General features: G+C 74.5%; 15 protein-coding genes. 3 read left to right on the top strand and 12 right to left on the bottom strand.

Features of this window, described 5'->3' with window-relative positions; translation table 11 throughout:
- Positions 1 to 61: 61 nt before the first annotated feature.
- The 3 genes from Sdagh_RS01085 to pyrG all read right to left on the bottom strand — a co-directional run bounded on the left by Sdagh_RS01085 (position 62) and on the right by pyrG (position 4749).
- Positions 62 to 2230 carry a tetratricopeptide repeat protein gene (locus Sdagh_RS01085; protein ID WP_190078205.1) on the bottom strand — a complete coding sequence of 723 codons (2169 nt, stop codon included), beginning with the start codon at positions 2228 to 2230 and terminating at the stop codon, positions 62 to 64.
- Between the two features lie 161 nt (positions 2231 to 2391).
- On the bottom strand, positions 2392 to 3018 hold the full coding sequence (locus tag Sdagh_RS01080) for an NUDIX domain-containing protein (RefSeq protein ID WP_189422678.1): 627 nt from the start codon (positions 3016 to 3018) through the stop codon (positions 2392 to 2394).
- Positions 3019 to 3099: 81 nt separating this feature from the next.
- Complete coding sequence (gene pyrG / locus Sdagh_RS01075) at positions 3100 to 4749, bottom strand: CTP synthase (protein ID WP_226534410.1); 1650 nt, start codon at positions 4747 to 4749, stop codon at positions 3100 to 3102.
- Between the two features lie 537 nt (positions 4750 to 5286).
- Between pyrG and Sdagh_RS01070 the strand changes: the two genes are divergently transcribed.
- Entirely contained in the window at positions 5287 to 7089 is a 1803-nt protein-coding gene (locus Sdagh_RS01070; RefSeq protein ID WP_189425039.1) for a glycoside hydrolase family 15 protein, read from the top strand.
- A 39-nt stretch (positions 7090 to 7128) separates the two neighbouring features.
- A complete protein-coding gene (locus Sdagh_RS01065; RefSeq protein WP_190078659.1) occupies positions 7129 to 8772 on the top strand; it encodes a PucR family transcriptional regulator in 1644 nt (547 codons plus the stop codon).
- Positions 8773 to 8817: 45 nt separating this feature from the next.
- Here the strand turns inward: Sdagh_RS01065 and Sdagh_RS01060 are convergent, their stop codons facing one another.
- The 6 genes from Sdagh_RS01060 to Sdagh_RS01035 form a co-directional block, all read right to left on the bottom strand.
- On the bottom strand, positions 8818 to 9960 hold the full coding sequence (locus Sdagh_RS01060) for a glycosyltransferase family 4 protein (RefSeq protein WP_189425031.1): 1143 nt from the start codon (positions 9958 to 9960) through the stop codon (positions 8818 to 8820).
- 185 nt (positions 9961 to 10145) lie between these two features.
- The gene (locus Sdagh_RS01055; RefSeq protein WP_190078662.1) at positions 10146 to 10901 is read right to left on the bottom strand and encodes a hypothetical protein; all 756 of its coding nucleotides are present in this window, start codon (positions 10899 to 10901) and stop codon (positions 10146 to 10148) included.
- Between the two features lie 27 nt (positions 10902 to 10928).
- Positions 10929 to 12647: a DNA repair protein RecN gene (gene recN / locus Sdagh_RS01050; protein WP_190012280.1), complete on the bottom strand. Its 1719-nt coding sequence runs from the start codon at positions 12645 to 12647 to the stop codon at positions 10929 to 10931.
- 190 nt (positions 12648 to 12837) lie between these two features.
- The gene (locus tag Sdagh_RS01045; protein ID WP_189425029.1) at positions 12838 to 13743 is read right to left on the bottom strand and encodes an NAD kinase; all 906 of its coding nucleotides are present in this window, start codon (positions 13741 to 13743) and stop codon (positions 12838 to 12840) included.
- Positions 13740 to 14555, bottom strand: a complete 816-nt coding sequence (locus Sdagh_RS01040; RefSeq protein WP_190012279.1) for a TlyA family RNA methyltransferase — start codon at positions 14553 to 14555, stop codon at positions 13740 to 13742. Before Sdagh_RS01040 ends, Sdagh_RS01045 begins: the two co-directional genes overlap by 4 nt.
- A 7-nt stretch (positions 14556 to 14562) precedes the next feature.
- Positions 14563 to 14826, bottom strand: a complete 264-nt coding sequence (locus Sdagh_RS01035; protein ID WP_189425025.1) for a hypothetical protein — start codon at positions 14824 to 14826, stop codon at positions 14563 to 14565.
- Positions 14827 to 14868: 42 nt separating this feature from the next.
- On the opposite strand from Sdagh_RS01035, the gene Sdagh_RS01030 reads away from it, so the two are divergent.
- A complete protein-coding gene (locus Sdagh_RS01030) occupies positions 14869 to 15216 on the top strand; it encodes an alkyl sulfatase C-terminal domain-containing protein (protein WP_189425023.1) in 348 nt (115 codons plus the stop codon).
- Here Sdagh_RS01030 and Sdagh_RS01025 read toward each other — a convergent pair.
- The 3 genes from Sdagh_RS01025 to Sdagh_RS01015 are packed head-to-tail and all read right to left on the bottom strand — an operon-like array spanning position 15200 to position 18170.
- Complete coding sequence (locus tag Sdagh_RS01025; RefSeq protein WP_189425020.1) at positions 15200 to 16069, bottom strand: ABC transporter ATP-binding protein; 870 nt, start codon at positions 16067 to 16069, stop codon at positions 15200 to 15202. The two genes, Sdagh_RS01030 and Sdagh_RS01025, sit on opposite strands and share 17 nt — an antisense overlap.
- Positions 16066 to 17130, bottom strand: a complete 1065-nt coding sequence (locus Sdagh_RS01020; RefSeq protein WP_189425018.1) for a FecCD family ABC transporter permease — start codon at positions 17128 to 17130, stop codon at positions 16066 to 16068. The genes Sdagh_RS01025 and Sdagh_RS01020 overlap by 4 nt, the downstream gene beginning before the upstream one ends.
- Complete coding sequence (locus Sdagh_RS01015; RefSeq protein ID WP_189425016.1) at positions 17127 to 18170, bottom strand: FecCD family ABC transporter permease; 1044 nt, start codon at positions 18168 to 18170, stop codon at positions 17127 to 17129. Before Sdagh_RS01015 ends, Sdagh_RS01020 begins: the two co-directional genes overlap by 4 nt.
- Between the last annotated feature and the right edge of the window lie 143 nt (positions 18171 to 18313).

The raw sequence follows: 18313 nt of genomic DNA, 5'->3' as shown, positions 1-18313 counted from the left end.
GGAGAACGTGCGGCAGAGCCAGTCTAATGAAGGTATTCCCGCTGTCTAGCCTTCCAAAGCATCAATCCCTGATGGGCGCGCTACGGATTTCGCAGGTGTTAGCTCCGTGTTCCGCCTCGGAGTCCGCCACCGGCCCGTTCCCGGCGGGCCGTACGTCCTCCACCGGCCCCACGGGTTCCGTCGTCACCGCGGGGCGCGCGGCTCCGGCGGGCTCCGCGATCCGGCCGGGACCTCCGGGCTCCACCGGTTCCCCGCCCAGCATCCGGTCGGCCGTGCTGCGGTGGAGCCCGGCCGCCACCGGGTCGCCGAGGTGGTCCAGGGTGTCGGCGAGGCGCAGGTGCAGGGCCGCCTGGAGCCGCAGGTCCTCGGCGCGGCGGGCCCACTCGACCGCCTCCTGGCAGGTGCGCAGCGACTCCTCCGGGCGCCCCGCGTACTCCTGGACCCGGGCCAGCTCGCTCAGGGCCCGCGCGTGGGCGGCCAGATCCCCGGCCCTGCGGTGCCCGGCGATCGCGGCCCGCCAGTTGCGCAGCGCCTCGCCGTAGCGGCCGGCGTAGGTGTGGGCGGCGGCGATGCGGCCGTAGAGCCGGGCGGCGTCGGCGCGCTCGTCCCGGGCGAGCCGCTGGACGAGGGCCCGCCCGAACCAGTCGGCGGCCCGGTCGTAGTCCCCCAGCTCCAGATGGGCACCACCGACGGATTCCATCGCGCGGCCGGTGGCGTACGGGTCGTTCGCCGCCCGTCCGGCGTCCAGCGCGGCCCGGTAGCGCACCAGCGCCTCGGCGGTGCGGCCGGTACGGGCGTCCAGGTCGGCCAGGTTCAGCAGGGCGGCGGCCTGCTCGCGGGGCAGGTCGCGGCGCTCGGCCACGTCCAGCACGAGCCGGTGGACGCCGTACAGGTCGGGGGCCGCCGCCTGGGTGCCGATGTGCGCGACCATGGCCCGCACCAGCTGGGACATCAGCCTCCGGGCGAGGGTGTCCAGCTCACCGTCGGCGACCGCGAGGCGGGCCGAGGCCAGCAGGGCGGGCCGGCGCAGCCGCAGCCACTCGGCGGCGTCCCGGGGGGTGTCGAAGCGCAGGGCGCGCGGCATGCCGAGGAGCTTCTCGCGGGCCCCCGGGCTGTCGGTCTCGGTGATCGCCCGGCAGGACTGGAGCAGCCGCACGGTCCGCTCCAGCATCCGGGCGCGGGCGAGCTGGAGTTCGGCGGGGCGGTCCTCGGCGCTGGCGAGGGCGGCCAGGAGGGGGTGGAGGCAGCCGGGGACCTCGTACTCGGGCAGCGGGGAGGCGAGGCGGCGCAGCAGGCCGAGGGCGACGAAGTCGTCCAGGGCGGTGCGGGCGCCGCCCACCGAGCAGCCGGCCAGCGCGGAGGCGGTGTGCGGGTCGGCCAGGCCGGCCGGCGCCAGCGAGAGCAGCCGCAGCATCCGGGCGGCGGCGCTGGGCAGCGAGGCGTGGACGAGCCGGAGGATGCGGGCGACCGGGTCGGGCTCCTCGGAGCCGGCGCGCAGTTGCTTGGCGAGGTCGGCGACGGCCGCCTTGGGGTGGGCGGCGAGCCAGCCGCCGGCGAGGACCAGCGCGGCCGGGCGGCCCTGGCACTCCTCGGCCAGGGACTCGGCGGCCCGCGGGTCCACGGTGACGCGGACCGAGCCGATCCGCCGCTGGAGCAGCTCCACGGCGGACTTGGTGTCCAGGCCGCCCAGTGTGCAGGGGCGGACGTCGGCGATGCCGGTCAGCGGACCCTCGGCCACGGCGACGACCAGGGAGCCGGGGCTGTCCGGCAGCAGGGCGTCGACCTGCTCGGCGTCGGCGGCGTCGTCGAGCAGGAGCAGGGCGCGGCGGCCGGCCAGGGCGGTGCGCAGCTCGTGGGCCAGCTCGTCCTCGGGGGCGCCGGGCCGGGTGGTGCGGCCCAGCGCGGTGAGCAGGTCCCGGGCGAGGGAGGCGACGGGCACCCGGGTGCCGTCGGGCTCGCTCAGCCGGGCCCGCAGCAGGCCGTCCGGGTAGTCGTCGGCGACCTGGGCGACGAGTTCCTCGGCGAGGGCGGTGCGGCCGGAGCCGGGGCGCCCGGCGACCAGCAGCACGCGGGCGCGCGGGGCCTTGCGGCCGGAAAGGGTGTCCAGGCCCGCGCGCGCGATGTCCGCGCGCAGTTCCTTCAGCTCCCTGGTACGGCCCAGGAACCGACTCTCCTCAGCAGGGTCCTGCGACAGCCGCACGCCGTCCGTGTCCACCGCCTGATCCGTCACGGGCCACACTCCCGATCCCACCGCGCACCGGCGCCCGCCGGAACTCCCGGTTCGGGCGTTTTCCGAGCCTAGTTCAGGCTCTGGGGCGTTCCGGTGGGAGCGGGGCGGGAAGGTCGCCCGATCGGATCAGCAGATCGTCACATCAACCGTCGGAGGGTTCCTCAGGCGTCGAACGGACGTGCGGGCCAAGGGGCCTGGGCCGGGCGGAGCGTGTCGAGACCGTCCCCGTTCCGCGCGGCGGCCAGCGACAGCACACCCACCACGAGGCAGTTGTTGTGCAGGTCGCCGGCGAGGACCTTGCGGACGAGGTCGGCCACCGGCACCCGGGCCAGCTCCATGTCCGCCTCCTCGTCCTCGACCTGGAAGCGTTCGCCCTCCGCCTCCGACAGCTCCCGGGCGAGGAAGATCCGTACCGCCTCGTCGCAGCCGCCGGGGGTGGTGTAGACGTCGGTCAGCACCCGCCAGTCCTCGGCCTTGACGTGCGCCTCCTCGTACAGCTCGCGCTGGGCGGCGTGCAGCGGATTCTCGCCGGGGACGTCCAGCAGTCCGGCCGGGATCTCCCACAGCTTCTGGCGCACGGGGTGGCGGTACTGGCGCAGCACCAGCACCCGGTCCTCGTCGTCCAGGGCGAGCACGGCGACGGAGCCGGGGTGCACCTGGTAGTCGCGGCTGACGACGGTGCCGTCGGGCATGACCACCTCGTCGGTACGGACGGAGGTCTTCTTGCCCCGGAAGGGCGTCTCCGTCGCCCGGATCTCCCACTCCTCGGCGGTGTCCCTGATGGTCATGCCCTGTCCTCCCAGACGTACGAGAAAGCCGGGGCGCGCCCGTCCGCACGGGCCCGCCCCGGCCACCGTACAACTGTCGTGCTACTTCGCCGTCTTCCGCTCGACCGCGGCCTTGACCAGCCCGGCGAAGAGCGGGTGCGGGCGGGTCGGGCGTGAGCGCAGTTCCGGGTGGGCCTGGGTGGCGACCAGGTAGGGGTGGGTCTCGCGGGGGTACTCGACGTATTCGACGAGTTTGCCGTCGGGGGAGGTGCCGGAGAAGACGATGCCCGCCTTCTTCTCCAGTTCCGCGCGGTAGGCGTTGTTGACCTCGTAGCGGTGGCGGTGGCGTTCCTCGACGTACTCCTTGCCGTCGTAGACCTCGCGCACGATCGAGCCCTCGGCCAGTTTGGCCGGGTACATGCCGAGCCGCATGGTGCCGCCCATGTCGCCCTCGCCGGCGACGATGTCGAGCTGCTCGGCCATGGTGGAGATGACCGGGTGGGCGGTGGCGGGGTCGAACTCGGTGGAGTTGGCGTCGGCGATCCCGGCCAGGTTGCGCGCGGCCTCGATCACGATGCACTGCAGGCCCAGGCAGAGGCCGAGCAGCGGGATCTTGTGCTCGCGGGCGTACTGGATCGCGCCGACCTTGCCGAGCACGCCGCGGTCGCCGAAGCCGCCCGGGATGCAGACGGCGTCGACGTCACCGAGCTGTGCCCGGGCGCCGGCCGGGGTCTTGCAGTCGTCCGAGGTGACCCACTTGATCTTCACGCGGGCCCGGTTGGCGAAGCCGCCGGCGCGCAGTGCCTCGGTCACCGACAGGTAGGCGTCGGGCAGGTCGATGTACTTGCCGACCAGCGCCATGGTGATCTCGTGCTCGGGCTGGTGGACGCGTTCCAGCAGGTCGTCCCAGGTCCTCCAGTCCACGTCCCGGAACGGCAGGTCGAGCTTGCGCACGACGTAGGCGTCCAGGCCCTCGGCGTGCACGACCTTGGGGATGTCGTAGATCGAACGGGCGTCCGGGCAGGCCACCACGGCGGCCTCGTCGACGTCGCACATCAGCGAGATCTTGCGCTTGATGGCGGTGGGCACCTCGCGGTCGCAGCGCAGCACGATGGCGTCCGGCTGGATGCCGATGTTGCGCAGGGCGGCGACGCTGTGCTGGGTCGGCTTGGTCTTCAGCTCGCCGGAGGGGCCGATGTAGGGCAGCAGCGAGATGTGGACCACGAAGACGTTGTCCCGGCCGACCTCGTGGCGGACCTGGCGGACGGTCTCCAGGAACGGCAGCGACTCGATGTCACCGACCGTGCCGCCGACCTCGGTGATGACGACGTCGACCTCGTCGGTCGCCATACGGCGGATGCGGTGCTTGATCTCGTTGGTGATGTGCGGGATGACCTGCACGGTGTCACCGAGGTACTCACCGCGCCGCTCCTTGGCGATCACGGTGGAGTACACCTGGCCGGTGGTGACGTTGGCCGAACCGTCCAGGTCGCGGTCGAGGAACCGCTCGTAGTGGCCGATGTCCAGGTCGGTCTCGGCGCCGTCGTTGGTGACGAACACCTCACCGTGCTGGAACGGGTTCATCGTGCCAGGGTCGACGTTGAGGTAGGGGTCGAGCTTCTGCATCACGACACGCAGACCCCGGGCCTTGAGCAGCATGCCGAGGCTGGAGGCGGTCAGCCCCTTGCCGAGAGAGGAGGCGACACCCCCCGTGACGAAGATGTGCTTGGTCGTCGAGGATGTGTGCGGCATGGCCAAGAGGGGGCTCCCGTGGTCGCGGTCTGGGGTGCGATACGGCGGTCCGCCGGATATGTCCGGGGTGCTGCCGTCGCTGCGGTTCGGGGGTTTCGTGCCCACCGGTCCACGGGCTACCAGCGTAACAGCGCTGGAGAGCGATGGCTTCCGGCCACGCTCCGCACCGGTCCGGACACGGAAGCGGAACCTTTCCGCCACGCCTCACCCGGTGGTCACCCGTTCGGCCGACCCCGGTTGTCCGGAGCGGCACACAGATCATCTACGTGACACGTATCCTGCTCGGACCTTCACTGCCGAGCCCGGCCGGCGACGCGGCACCACCCCTCGCCCGTACGTACCGGAACAACGCGTGCTCGTCAGTTCGTTGGACAACAACCGTCGTCCGGTGTCACAGAGTCCGGCATCACACGAGTTTGGCTTGCGGGCCGGACGGCTGCTTTGCTTCACCGATCAACGACGCATGACATTTACCCCTTGACCGCACTAGCGACAGCCCCCTTGTGGGGTGACGTGGCCGTTCGACTGGAGTTGCACGTGGCCGGGCGCATCGAAGACTACGCACTCATCGGAGACATGCAGACCGCCGCACTGGTCTGCCGGGACGGCACAGTCGACTGGCTGTGCCTGCCCCGCTTCGACTCCCATGCCATCTTCGCCGGTCTGCTGGGCACCGAGGAACACGGCTTCTGGCGGCTCGGACCGGCCCACGCGGCCGGGGCCGAGCCCCCCACCGCCGCCCGGCGCACCTACCGCGGCGACTCCCTCATCCTCGAATCCGAGTGGGACACCCCGCGCGGCACGGTCCGGGTGACCGATTTCATGCCGCCCCGCGACGGCGCCCCGCAGCTCATCCGGATCGTGGAGGGCGTCTCCGGCCGGGTGCCGATGCGCTCGGAGCTGCGGATGCGGTTCAGCTACGGCCGGGTGGTGCCCTGGGTGCACAAGCACGAGGGCCGCACGGTGGCCGTCGCCGGCCCGGACTCGGTGTGGTTCGACTCGGAGGCCGAGACCTACGGCAAGGACCTCACCACATACGCGGACTTCACGGTCGCGCCGGGTGACCGGATCGCCTTCACCATCTCCTGGGAGCCCTCCCACAAGCAGCCGCCGGCGCTGCCGGAGCCGGAGCAGTCGCTGACGGCGACGGAGGACTTCTGGCGCGAGTGGGTCGAGCACTGTACGTACCACGGCCCCTACCGCGAGGCCGTGATCCGCTCCCTGATCACGCTGAAGGCCCTGACGTACGCCCCCACCGGCGGCATCGTCGCCGCCCCCACCACCTCCCTGCCGGAGGACATCGGCGGCGTCCGCAACTGGGACTACCGCTACACCTGGCTGCGGGACGCCGCGATCACCCTCTCCTCGCTGCTGCGCACCGGCTACCGCGAGGAGGCCCGCGCCTGGCGCGAGTGGCTGCTGCGCTCGGTCGCCGGCGACCCGGAGAACCTCCAGATCATGTACGGCATCGCCGGCGAGCGCGAGCTGGGCGAGGCCGAGCTGGACTGGCTGCCGGGCTACGAGAACTCCGGCCCGGTCCGCGTCGGCAACGGCGCCGCCCACCAGCTCCAGCTCGACGTGTACGGCGAGGTCACCGAGGCCCTGCACCTGGCCCACATGACCGGCCTCGCCCGCAACGACTACGCCTCCGTCCTCCAGCTCAAGCTGATCCGCTACCTGGAGGACCACTGGAACGAGCCGGACGAGGGCATCTGGGAGGTCCGCGGCCCGCGCCGCCACTTCGTGCACTCCAAGGTGATGGCCTGGGTGGCGGTGGACCGCACCATCAAGCTCATCGAGTCCGGCGACGCGGACGGCCCGCTGGAACGCTGGAAGGAACTGCGGGACGACATCCACCGGGACGTGTGCGAGAAGGGCTACGACAAGGAGCGCAACACGTTCACGCAGTCCTACGGCTCGAAGGAGCTGGACGCGTCCCTGCTGCTCATCCCGCAGATGGGCTTCCTGCCGCCCGACGACAAGCGGGTCATCGGCACCATCGAGGCCATCCAGCGCGAGCTGTCCACCTCGGACGGCTTCATCCTGCGCTACCCGACCGACGGCGCGGACGAGGGCGTCGACGGCCTCCCCGGCGACGAGGGCGCCTTCCTGGCCTGCTCGTTCTGGATGGCCGACGACCTGGCGATGATCGGCCGCGTCGACGAGGCGCGCAGGCTGTTCGAGAAGCTCCTCTCGCTCCGCAACGACCTCGGTCTGCTCGCCGAGGAGTGGGACCCGCGCCTGCAGCGCCAGGTCGGCAACTTCCCGCAGGCGTTCAGCCACGTCCCCCTGATCGACACGGCCCTGCGGCTGACCGCCTCGGGGGCGTACGGGGGCTGACGGCCGGCGCGAGCGGCGGGCCGGGGTAGCGTCCGGCCCATGGACGTGGGCGAGGGCACCGGGATCACCGTACGGCGGGCGCTGGAGCTGCCCGGACTGCGTGCCGGGCTGCCCGAGGTGGTCACCGGCGCCGACCGGCTGGACCGTACCGTGCGCTGGGCGCACGCGGGCGAGGTGCCGAACATCGCCTCGCTGCTCAAGGGCGGGGAGCTGCTGCTGACCACCGGCTTCGGGTTCGGGGTCCGCTCCGCCGACCAGCGGGCGTTCGTCCGCACCCTCGCCGAGCGCGGCATCGCGGCCCTGGTCGTGGAGCTGGGCCCGCGGCTGACCCGGCTGCCGGCCGCCGTGGTCGACACGGCCCGCGCGGCCGGGCTGCCGCTGGTCCAGCTGCACCGCGAGGTGCCGTTCGTGGCGGTCACCGAGGAGATCCACACCGAGATCGTCAACGGGCACTACGCGCTGCTCCAGCGGGCCGACGAGGTGCACCGCCGCTGCACCGGGGCGCTGCTCGGCGGCGGCGGGGTCCCGCAGGTCCTGGAGGTCCTGGCGGGCTTCGCGGACAACCCGGTGTTCCTGGAGACCGCCGGCGGCCGGCTGCTGTACGCCGCCGGGGCGGGCCCCGAGGGCACCGAGCCGCTCCAGGTGTGGGAGGGGCTGCGCGGCACCCGCGAGGAGGTCCCGCCGCCGGCCGGCTCGGTCCTGGTGGACGTGCCCGGCGGCGGCCCCGGCACCGGGGCGGTCCGGGCCCGCCTGGTCCTGCTGCCGGTACGGTCCCCGCTGGCGCCGGTGCACCGGATGGCGGCGGAGCGCGCGGCGGGCCTGCTCGCCCTGGTGCTGATGCAGGCCCGTCAGGAGGAGGAGCTGGCGGCGCGCGGACGCGGTGACTTCCTGACCGACCTGGCCGAGGGCCGGATCGCCGCCCGGGACGCCCCGGCGCAGGCCCGGGTCCTGGGCTTCCGGCCCGGCGCCGGGCTCCTGCTGCCCGTGGTGATGCGGCTGGGCGACGCCCTGACCCCGGCGGACGGCGGCTGGGCGGTGCTGGCCCGCGCGGTCGCCGAGGAGCTGGCGGCGGTCGGGGTGCCGGTGCTGCTGGGGGTGCGGCCGGTGGAGGGCCGGGTGCCGCTGCTGCTGGGGCTGCGGGCGGAGGCGGAGCGGGCGGTGGTCGCCGACCGGGTCGCGGCGGCGCTGCGGGCGGGGGCGGAGCGGGCCGCGCCGCACCGGCCGGGCACCGCGGCGCCGGTCGTGGTCGTCGGGGCGCCCGGCGACTGGACGGCGGTGCCCGCGGCGCTGCGGCACACGGCGGAGACGGCGGCCGTGGCACAGGGGCTGCCGGACCGCCCCTGGTACGACGCCCGCCGCCTGGACACCGAGCTGCTGCTGTGGCGGCTGCGCGACCATCCCGACCTCGCGGCCTTCGTGGACCGGGCGATCGGCCCGCTGCTGGACCACGACGACCGGGCCCGGCCGCCGCTGCTGCCGACCCTGGAGGCGTACCTCACACACGCGGGCCGCAAGGCGGAGACCGCCCGCGAACTCCACCTCAACCGGCAGACGCTGTACAACCGGCTGGCCCGCATCGAGGAACTGCTCGGCACCGCCCTCGACGACCCGCAGACGGTCCTGACCCTGAGCCTGGCCCTGCGCGCCCGCCGCCACACCCCCCGCAGCCCGCGCACCCCCTGAGGGCCGGGGCGGCTCACGCGGCCGGCCCCCGCCCTGCCCCGCCCGTCACACGAACGTCCGCACCTGGGTCAACTCGTCGTAGACGCTCAGCACTTGGGCGACCGTGTCGTCCTCCGTCGGCCAGCCGGCCGTCTGCCGCGTCCCGTTGGCCCGCAGCAGCTCCCGCCGGCCGGCGTCGCCGAGCAGCCGGACGACGGCGTCGGCCAACGCCTCCGCGTCGTCGGCCGGGACCAGCTCGGCGGCGTCACCGGCGAGTTCGCGGATCCCCTCGGTGTCGGCGGCGACCAGCGGCACGCCCGCGTGCAGTGCCTGCCGGGCCGGCACGGACCCCATCTCGTGGCGGCCCGGCAGCAGCGCCAGATCCGCCGCGGCCAGCAGGTCGGCGACGTCGTCGCGGCGGCCGGCCAGCGTCACCGGCAGGTCCTCCTCCTCGATCCGCCGTTGCAGGGCGGACCGCAGCGGCCCCTCCCCCGCCACCACGACCAGCGGTACGGGGTCCAGGTCCCGCCAGACCCGCGCGGCGTCGCACAGCGTCCCGTGCCCCCGCTGCCGTTCCAGCGCGCCGACCGCGATGAGCAACGGGCGCCCGGTGGCCCCGAGTTCGGCCCGGATCTTGGGGCGTCGCCGGTCGGTGTCCTCGGGGTCGGCGGCCGGCCGGGGACCGGGCAGCGCGACCGCGGCCAGCCGGGCGTCCCGGGCGCCGCTGCGCCGCGCGTGGTCCACCAGCCCCGGGGTGGTGCCCAGCATCACCGTGGCCGCCCTCGCCACCCGGCGCTCCAGGACCCGCAGCAACTGGCCCCGCGGCCCCTCGGCCGGCACCCGGTCGTGCCAGGTGACGACCAGCGGGACCCGCTCCCGCCGGCCGCTGAGGGCGAGCGCGGCACGGAAGGACGCGTGCAGGCCGTGCGCGTGCACCAGATCGGCCCCCGCGCACGCGGCCCGCAGCCCGGCGACGGCGACCGGGTCGCTGCTGCGCGCCACGTCCACGTGCTCGGCGCCGGCCCCGGTGAAGTCGTGGATGCGCTCGGTCTCGGCGGGGGCGCACACCGTGACCTTCACGCCCCGAGCCACCAGTCCCGCGGCCAGGGAACGCACGTGCGCGCTGCTGCCGGCGTTGCCGCCGCCGAGCACCTGCACGGTGCGCAGCGCGGACTGGCCGTGCGGGGCGTGGCTGCTCACGGGGGTCACCTGGCCGGGGCTCCTGGTTCTGCGGCGGGCGTTCACGGAGAAAGTACCGAAGGGTGGAGCGGGGGTACGCGCCGCGCGGGGCCGCGCGCGTACGACGTCAAGGATGCCAGGACGTACGGGTGTTCCGGGAACGACAAAGGCCGGCGACCGCGTGGACACCAAGACAACGCGACGCGCTCAGTCACTCACACGAGTGACCGCGCCCAGGCGCTGACCCGCTCCCCGTGCGCCGCGGCCGTCACCACGGCCACGGCGTGCGCCACCAGCCCCGCCCGCCCGTTGCCCAGCGCGATCGCGGTCCCCAGGGCCGCGCCCAGCGCGTGCGCCCCGGTGTCGCCGAGCATCGCGCGCTCCCGTACGTCGTCGGGCGGCACGGCCCCGGCGGCCCCCGTCGCGGCGGCGGACAGTCCGGCGGCGCTCCCCCGCTGCGCGAGCCCCGGCACACCGCACACCAGCACGGCCCCGGCGGCCCGGTCCGGCCGTACGTCCACGAGGTCGACGAAGTGCGCGGCCCCGGCGACGACGACCCCGGCGAGCACCTTGTCCAGCGGCCGTTCCCTCAGCAGCGCGCCGGCGGCCAGGCCGGCCGCCGAGATCCCGAACAGCTTCACCGCCCCGCCGGTCACCTCGCCGCCGCGCGGCGCCGACAGATGGGCGCGGGACCCGCGCCGTCCGTCACCCGCCCCGGCCACGTCGTCGTACGCCCCGCAGGGCCCGGCGGCCAGGACGGCGAACCCGGCGGCGGGCCGTGCCCGTCCCGTCGCCGGCGCCGCCGCGAGCGCGGACGCGGGCCCGGCGTACGGCCCGGCCGCGCGCCCGGCGTGATTCGTGCGCGTCCAGTGCTCCCGTCCGCCCGGCGCGGTGGCGCGCAGCACGGTCGCACCGGCCCGCGCGAGCGCGACGGCGAGGGCGAGGGAGCGGGTCCGGGGAGCGCGGTCGATCCCGCGCTCGCCCCAAGACCGCGCGTCCTACAGGTCGGCGCGGGCGGTCGCCAGCAGTTCCTCGGCGTGGGCCCGCGCGGTCTCCGAGTCCTCCTGCCCGGCGAGCATCCGGGACAGCTCGCGGATCCGCTCCTCGCCCTCCAGGGCCTTCACCCCGGAGCGCGTCACCGACCCGTCGCTGGTCTTCTCCACCAGCAGGTGCCGGTCGGCGAAGGCCGCGACCTGCGGCAGATGGGTGACGACGACGACCTGCGCGGACCTGGCCAGCTTCGCCAGCCGACGCCCGATCTCTACCGCCGCCTTGCCGCCGACCCCGGCGTCGACCTCGTCGAAGAGGTACGTGGGCACCGGGTCGGTCCCCGCGAAGACCACCTCGACGGCCAGCATCACCCGCGACAGCTCACCGCCGGAGGCACCCTTGGCGATGGGCCGGGGCGGGGCTCCGGGGTGCGGGGCGAGCAGCAGCTCGACCTCGTCGGCACCGGACGGTCCGTACGCCACCGTCCGCCCGCCGACCTCGACGCCCTCGGGGTCCTCGGTCTGCCGGATCTCGAACGACACCCGCGCGTGGGGCATGGCGAGGGACGCCAGCTCGGCGGTGACGGCGGCGGCGAACCGCTCCGCGGCCTCCGTCCGGGCGTCCGTCAACGCCTGGGCCAGCGAGCCCAGTTCGACCCGGAGCGCGTCCCGTTCGGCGGTCAGCTCGCCGATCCGCTCGTCGTCGCCGTCCAGTTCGGTCAGCCGCGCCGCGCTCCGCTCGGCCCAGGCCAGCACCGCGGTGACGTCCTCCCCGTACTTCCGGGTCAGCCCGTTGATCGCGGCCCGCCGCTCCTCCACGGCCGCCAGCCGCAGCGGATCGGCGTCCAGGTCGTCGGCGTACCCGGCCAGCTCGCCGGCCACGTCCCGCAGCAGGATGCCGACCTCCCCGATCCGGTCGGCGAGGGCGGCCAGCGCCGGGTCGTGGGACCGTACGGCGTCCAGCGCGCGCTGGGCGCCCGCCACCAGCGTGGCGGCGTCGACTCCCTCGGGGTCCTCGGGGTCGCCCGCCATGGCGGCGTGCGCGACGGTCGCGGCCGACGCCAGCGCCTCCGCGTTGCCGAGCCGCTCGGCCTCCTCCGCCAGCTCCGCGTCCTCACCGGGCCGCGGTTCGACGGCGGCGATCTCGTCCAGCCCGAACCGGAGCAGATCGGCCTCCTGCGCCCGTTCCCGGGCACGCGTGGTGATCTCCTCCAGCTCCGCGGTGACGGCCCGGAGCCGCCGGTAAGCGCCGCCGTACTCGGCGAGCGGCGCGGCGACGGCGTCCCCGGCGTACCGGTCGAGGGCCTGCCGCTGCCGGGCCTGCTTGAGCAGCCCCTGCTGGTCGGTCTGCCCGTGCACGGCCACGAGTTCGTCGGCGAGTTCGGCGAGCACTCCCACGGGTACCGATCTGCCGCCCAGGTGCGCCCGCGAGCGCCCCTCGGCGGACACGGTGCGGCTGATGAGCAGTGCCCCGTCGTCCAGCTCGGCCCCGGCCTCCTCGGCCCGGACGGCCACCGCGGCGTCCGGGGGCACGGTGACCCGCCCCTCCACCACCGCGTTCTTGACGCCGATCCGAACCAGCGCCGGGTCCGCCCGCCCGCCCAGCAGCAGGCCCAGGCTGGTGACCACCATGGTCTTGCCCGCGCCGGTCTCGCCGGTGACGGCGGTGAACCCGGGCGACAGCTCGACGACGGCGTCGTCGATCACGCCGAGCGACCGTATCCGCATCTCCTCCAACACGCCCCCGACCTTACGAGGTCCGGGCGGGGTCGCGCACACGGCCCGCCCCCGTCACGCCGGGAAGGACACGTCCCTCGGGGGCGCGGGACTGTGCTGACAGGCGCCGCGCCACGGGGCGCGACCAGCCACGAAGCACCCGCACCCGGCAACGAACCGGAACCACCCCTTCGGGGTCACGCTACTGCGGTGCCCCCCGCCACCCGGCGACCGGCAACGCGAACTTGGCCACCAGCCGGTCGGTGAACGACGCGTGGTGCAGCCGGGCGAGCCGCACCGGCACCGCCCCCCGCCGCACCTCCACCCGCGCCCCGGCGGGCAGCTCCACCGTCCGCCGCCCGTCGCACCAGAGCACCCCCGGCGGGATGTGCGGCAGCACCTCCACCGCCAGCACCGAGTCCGGCGACGTCACCAGCGGCTTCGCGAAGAGCGCGTGCGCGCTGATCGGCACCATCAGCAACGCCTCCACCTCCGGCCACACCACCGGCCCCCCGGCCGAGAACGCGTACGCCGTCGACCCGGTCGGCGTCGCCAGCACGACCCCGTCGCACCCGAACCCGGTCACCGGCCGCCCGTCGACCTCCAGCACGACCTCCAGCAGCTTCTCCGCGCCGGCCTTCTGCACGGCCGCCTCGTTCAGCGCCCAGTCCGTGTGCACGATGTCCCCGTTGCGGTGCACGACGACGTCGACGGTCATCCGCTCCTCGACCTCGTACGCCCGGTTCACCACCCGGTCGACGACCTTGTCGAGGTCGTCCCGCTCGGCCTCCGCGAGGAAGCCGACCCGCCCCAGGTTGACGCCGAGCATCGGCACCCCGGAGGCGCGGGCGAACTCGGCGCCCCGCAGCAGCGTCCCGTCGCCGCCGAGCACGATCAGCAGCTCGCACCCGTCCAGGCACTGCGGGGTGGCCTCCTTGACCAGCTGCACCTCGCCCGGCAGCGGCAGGTCGCACGCCTCGGCCTCCAGCACCCGCACCCCTAGCCCGGCGCGCAGCAGCCCCTTCACCACCAGTTCGGCGCTGCGCACGGCCGCGGGCCGCCCGGTGTGGGCCAGCAGGAAAACAGTACGAGCTCGGTTCTGGGTCAACGCGGCCCCTCCGCCACTGCGCGATCGACGTCGGCCGGGTCCAGTGCGTCGGCGCCGGCCCGCAGCCACAGAAAGTACTCGACGTTCCCGGAGGGACCCGGCAGCGGGCTCGCGGTGACGCCCTCCACTCCGAGCCCCAGCTCCCACGCCTTCGCCGCGACCCCGCGCACGGCCTCCGCCCGCAGCTCGGGACTGCGGACGACACCCCCGCTGCCCAGCCGCTCCTTGCCCACCTCGAACTGCGGCTTCACCATCATCACGAGGTCGGCGCCGGGCGCCGCGCACCGCACCAGGGCGGGCAGGACCAGCCCGAGCGGAATGAAGGACAGGTCGCCCACGACAAGATCCACCGGCACCCCGTCGATCGCCTCCGGCGTCAGTTCCCGCACGTTGGTACGGTCCTTGACGGTGACGCGTTCATCGCTCCGCAGGGACCAGGCGAGCTGCCCGTAGCCGACGTCGACGGCGACCACGTGGGCCGCTCCGGCCCGCAGCAGCACATCGGTGAACCCGCCGGTCGAGGCCCCGGCGTCCAGCGCCCGGCGCCCCTCGACCGCCAGCCCCCGCGGTACGAACGCGGCGAGGGCGCCCGCGAGCTTGTGCCCGCCGCGGGAGACGTAGTCGGGGTCGTTGTCGTCCTGGGCGACGACGATGGCCGCCGCGGTCTCCACCTGCGTGGCGGACTTGGTCGCGACGGTCCTGCCGACGGTGACCCGCCCGGCGGCGATCAACTGCCCGGCGTGCTCCCGCGAGCGCGCCAGCTTGCGCCGGACCAGCTCCGCGTCGAGACGGCGACGTGCGACTCCTGCCACGTTCGGTTCAGCTCCTACTGCGGTACGGGGACGGGGGCGCCGGAGGTCCCGGGCGGGCGTCGAGCGCGGTGAGCGCGTCGCGCAGCCCCCGGTGTACATCCTCGTACACGGCCAGGTGCCCGTCCGTGGGCAGGTGGTCCAGGTCGGCCAGCCGCTCCAGCAGGGCGTCCGCGCCGGCGTCGCCGGTGGCGGTGCGCGGGACCTGCAGGGGGGCGGGCGCGGCCGGGGCGCGCTCCGGCCGCGCTTCCGTCTCCGGTACTGCGTCGCTCATGCCCCGACGCTACCGCGAACCGCTGCGGTACGGTCGGTGGCGATGGCGACGATCGAGGAGTGCCGCGCCGCACTCGAAAAGCTCTCGGAGAACATGCGGGGCACCGAAGGGGGGGTGCGGGCCGCCGCCGAACTGGACCGTTCGGTGAGCTGTCACGTCACGGACCTGGACGTCACCTTCGCCGGCCGCATGGCGGACGGCGTGATCGACGTGCGCGAGACGCTCACCGGGCCGCCCCGCGAGAAGGCCGACATCCGGCTCACCATGACCGGCGACGACCTGGTCGCCCTGGTCGGCGGCGAGCTGAACTTCGCCAAGGCGTGGGGTTCGGGCCGGGTGCGGCTGGAGGCGGGCCTGCGGGACCTGTTCCGCCTCAGGAAGCTTCTGTAGCCGCCCCGACCCGGTCGCGTGCCCTGCGCGCGGCCGGCACCACCAGCGGCGTGCCGGTCTCCGGGTCGTCGATGACCTGGCAGCGCATCCCGAAGACCCGCTCGACCAGCTCGGCCGTGACGATGTCCTTCGGCGCGCCCTCGGCGATGACCCGGCCGTCGCGCAGGGCGATGAGGTGGGTGGCGTACCGGGCGGCGTGGTTGAGGTCGTGCAGCACGGCGACGAGCGTGCGGCCCTGTTCCTCGTGCAGGTCGGCGCAGAGGTCGAGGACGTCGATCTGGTGCTGGATGTCCAGGTACGTCGTCGGCTCGTCCAGCAGCAGCAGCGGGGTCTGCTGGGCGAGGGCCATGGCGATCCAGACGCGCTGGCGCTGCCCGCCGGAGAGTTCGTCCACGTACCGGTCGGCCAGCTCGGCCACCCCGGTCTGGGCCATGGACTCCTGGACGACCCGCTCGTCCTCGGCGGACCACTGGCGCAGCAGACCCTGGTGCGGGTAGCGGCCCCGGCCGACCAGGTCGCCGACGGTGATGCCGTCGGGCGCGATCGAGGACTGCGGGAGCAGGCCCAGGGTGCGGGCCACCTGCTTGGCGGGCATCGACTGGATGACCTGCCCGTCGAGGAGGACCCGGCCGGCGCTGGGCTTGAGCATCCGGGACAGGGCGCGCAGCAGGGTCGACTTGCCGCAGGCGTTGGGGCCGACGATCACCGTGAACGAGTTGTCGGGTATCTCCACCGACAGCTGCTCGGCGATGACGCGCTGGTCGTAGGCGAGGGTGACGTTCTCGGCGGACAGGCGGTTCACGTTGCTCCTTTGGTTGTTCAGCCCGCTGGTGACGCCGGGGCGGGGGCTCATATCCGGCCCGCCTTGCGCTCGGTGACCAGCAGCCACAGCAGGTAGAGGCCGCCGAGCACGCCGGTGACCACGCCCACGGGGAGCCGGCCGGCGCCGAAGACGCGCTGCGAGAGCCAGTCGGCGGTGACCAGCAGGGCGGCGCCCATGCACAGCGACGGCAGCAGGTTGGGACCGGGCGCGCGGGTCAGCCGGCGGGCCAGCTGCGGCGCGGTGAGCGCGACGAAACCGACCGGTCCCGCGGCGGCCGTCGCGGCGGCCACCAGCAGCACGGCCGCCACCAGCAGCAGCATCCGCACCCGCTCGACCCGCACCCCGAGGGCGTACGAGACGTCGTCGCCCATCTCCGTCATCCGCAGCCCCCGCGCGTTGGCGAGGCACAGCGGCACGAGGAGCACGCACAGCACGAGCAGCGGCCAGACCTGGTCCCAGTCCCGGCCGTCGAGGCTGCCGGTCATCCAGACCACGGCACGGGAGGCGTCCACGATGTCGGCCCGGGTCATCAGATAGCCGTTGACCGCCGTGACGATCGCGGACACCCCGATACCGACCAGGACCAGCCGATATCCGTGCACGCCCCGCTTCCAGGCGAGCACATAGATGCCGAACCCGGTCACCAGCCCGCCCACGAGCGCGCCGAAGGTGACCTGCGCGGCGCTCCCGGAGAACAGCACGATCATGATCAGCGCCCCGGCCGTCGCGCCCTGCCCGAGGCCCAGGACGTCCGGGCTGCCCAGCGGGTTGCGGGAGATGGCCTGGAACAGCGCGCCGCCCAGCCCGAGCGAGGCGCCGACCAGCAGCCCGACCAGCACGCGCGGCAGCCGCAGCTCCCGGACGATGAACTCCTGTCCCGGCTCGCCCGCGCCGAACAGCGTCCGCAGCACGTCACCGGCCGGGATCGGGAAGTCGCCGGTGCCGATCAGGACGACGCTCGCGGCGAGCGCGGCCACCAGCAGCAGGACGACGACGGTGACCGTCCTGCCGTCCACCCGGACCGAGAGGCCGCCGGGGGTGCGCAGGACGCGTCCGGTCCTCGCGGGAGTCTTCGCAGCGGGGTTCTTCACAGCTGGGCCGTCCTGCGCCGTCGTACGAGGTGGATGAAGACCGGGCCGCCGAGGACCGCGGTGACGATGCCGACCTGGAGCTCCGAGGGGCGGGCGACGATCCGGCCGAGGACATCGGCGCCGAGCAGCAGCACCGGCGACAGGACCGTGGCGTACGGCAGGATCCAGCGCAGGTCGGGGCCGGTGAAGGAGCGGACGACGTGCGGCACCATCAGGCCGACGAAGACGATCGGCCCGCAGGCGGCGGTCGCGGCCCCGCACAGCACGGTCGCGGCGAGCATGGCCAGTGCCCGGGTGCGGGTCAGGTGGGCGCCGAGGGCGCGGGCGGTGTCGTCGCCCATCTCCAGGGCGTTGAGCGGCCGGGCCAGCGCCAGGGCGAGCACCGTGCCCACCGCGAAGAACGGCAGAACCTGGACGATCGTCCCGCTGTCCGCCGAGGACAGCGACCCGACCGTCCAGAAGCGCATCGTGCCCAGCGCCGCCTGGTCGGTGATCATCACGGCCTGGAGGTAGCCGTAGAGCGCTGCGCTGATCGCGGTGCCGGCGAGCGCGAGACGGACCGGTGTGGCGCCCCGGCTGCCGCCCAGGAACCAGACCAGTGCCCCGACCGCCGCCGCGCCGAGGAAGGCGAACCACACGTACCCGCTCAGCGAGGTGACGCCGAGGAAGGTGACGGCGGTGACGACGGCCGCGGAGGCACCCGCGTTGATTCCGAGCAGGCCGGGGTCGGCCAGGGGGTTGCGGGTGAGTGCCTGGAGGACCGCGCCGGACAGGCCGAGCGCGGCCCCGGCGAGCAGCCCCAGCACGGTCCGCGACAACCGCTCGCCGACCACCACGTCACCGTACGACCCCGAATCGGCGAAGAGGCCGTGCCAGACCTGCGCCAGCGACAGGTCCTTGGCGCCGATGACCAGGCTGGCCACGGCGACGCACGCCAGGACGAGCACGGAGACCAGCAGCCCGGCGGCACGGATCACCCGGCGGTCCGGGGGCGCGGCGACGGTCTGGGCGCGCGCTTCGGGGGGACTGTCGACCAACACCCGGTTAGGTTAGCCTAAGTCCCCTTCTCCCACGATGCCCGGGACAGCGCACCCGTCTCCCCCTGAGCCTCACAGCCCCCAGCGCACCCGCCGCCTCCGGGAGCCCACCGAGCCCCGACGCGCACCCGTACCGTCCCGGCGCC

This window comes from Streptomyces daghestanicus, from assembly GCF_020521275.1.
In the GTDB taxonomy this organism is placed as follows: Bacteria; Actinomycetota; Actinomycetes; order Streptomycetales; family Streptomycetaceae; genus Streptomyces; species Streptomyces griseoviridis.
The sequence above is the reverse complement of the archived record's forward strand: the minus strand, read 5'-3'. Positions and strand labels throughout refer to the sequence as shown.

Excerpts from the sequence above, each read along its gene's own strand:
- Sdagh_RS01080 (WP_189422678.1), bottom strand. The coding sequence starts at position 3,018 with ATGACCATCAGGGACACCGCCGAGGAGTGGGAGATCCGGGCGACGGAG.
- pyrG (WP_226534410.1), bottom strand. The coding sequence starts at position 4,749 with ATGCCGCACACATCCTCGACGACCAAGCACATCTTCGTCACGGGGGGT.
- Sdagh_RS01065 (WP_190078659.1), top strand. The coding sequence starts at position 7,129 with ATGGACGTGGGCGAGGGCACCGGGATCACCGTACGGCGGGCGCTGGAG.
- recN (WP_190012280.1), bottom strand. The coding sequence starts at position 12,647 with ATGCGGATACGGTCGCTCGGCGTGATCGACGACGCCGTCGTCGAGCTG.
- Sdagh_RS01035 (WP_189425025.1), bottom strand. The coding sequence starts at position 14,826 with ATGAGCGACGCAGTACCGGAGACGGAAGCGCGGCCGGAGCGCGCCCCG.
- Sdagh_RS01030 (WP_189425023.1), top strand. The coding sequence starts at position 14,869 with ATGGCGACGATCGAGGAGTGCCGCGCCGCACTCGAAAAGCTCTCGGAG.
- Sdagh_RS01025 (WP_189425020.1), bottom strand. The coding sequence starts at position 16,069 with ATGAGCCCCCGCCCCGGCGTCACCAGCGGGCTGAACAACCAAAGGAGC.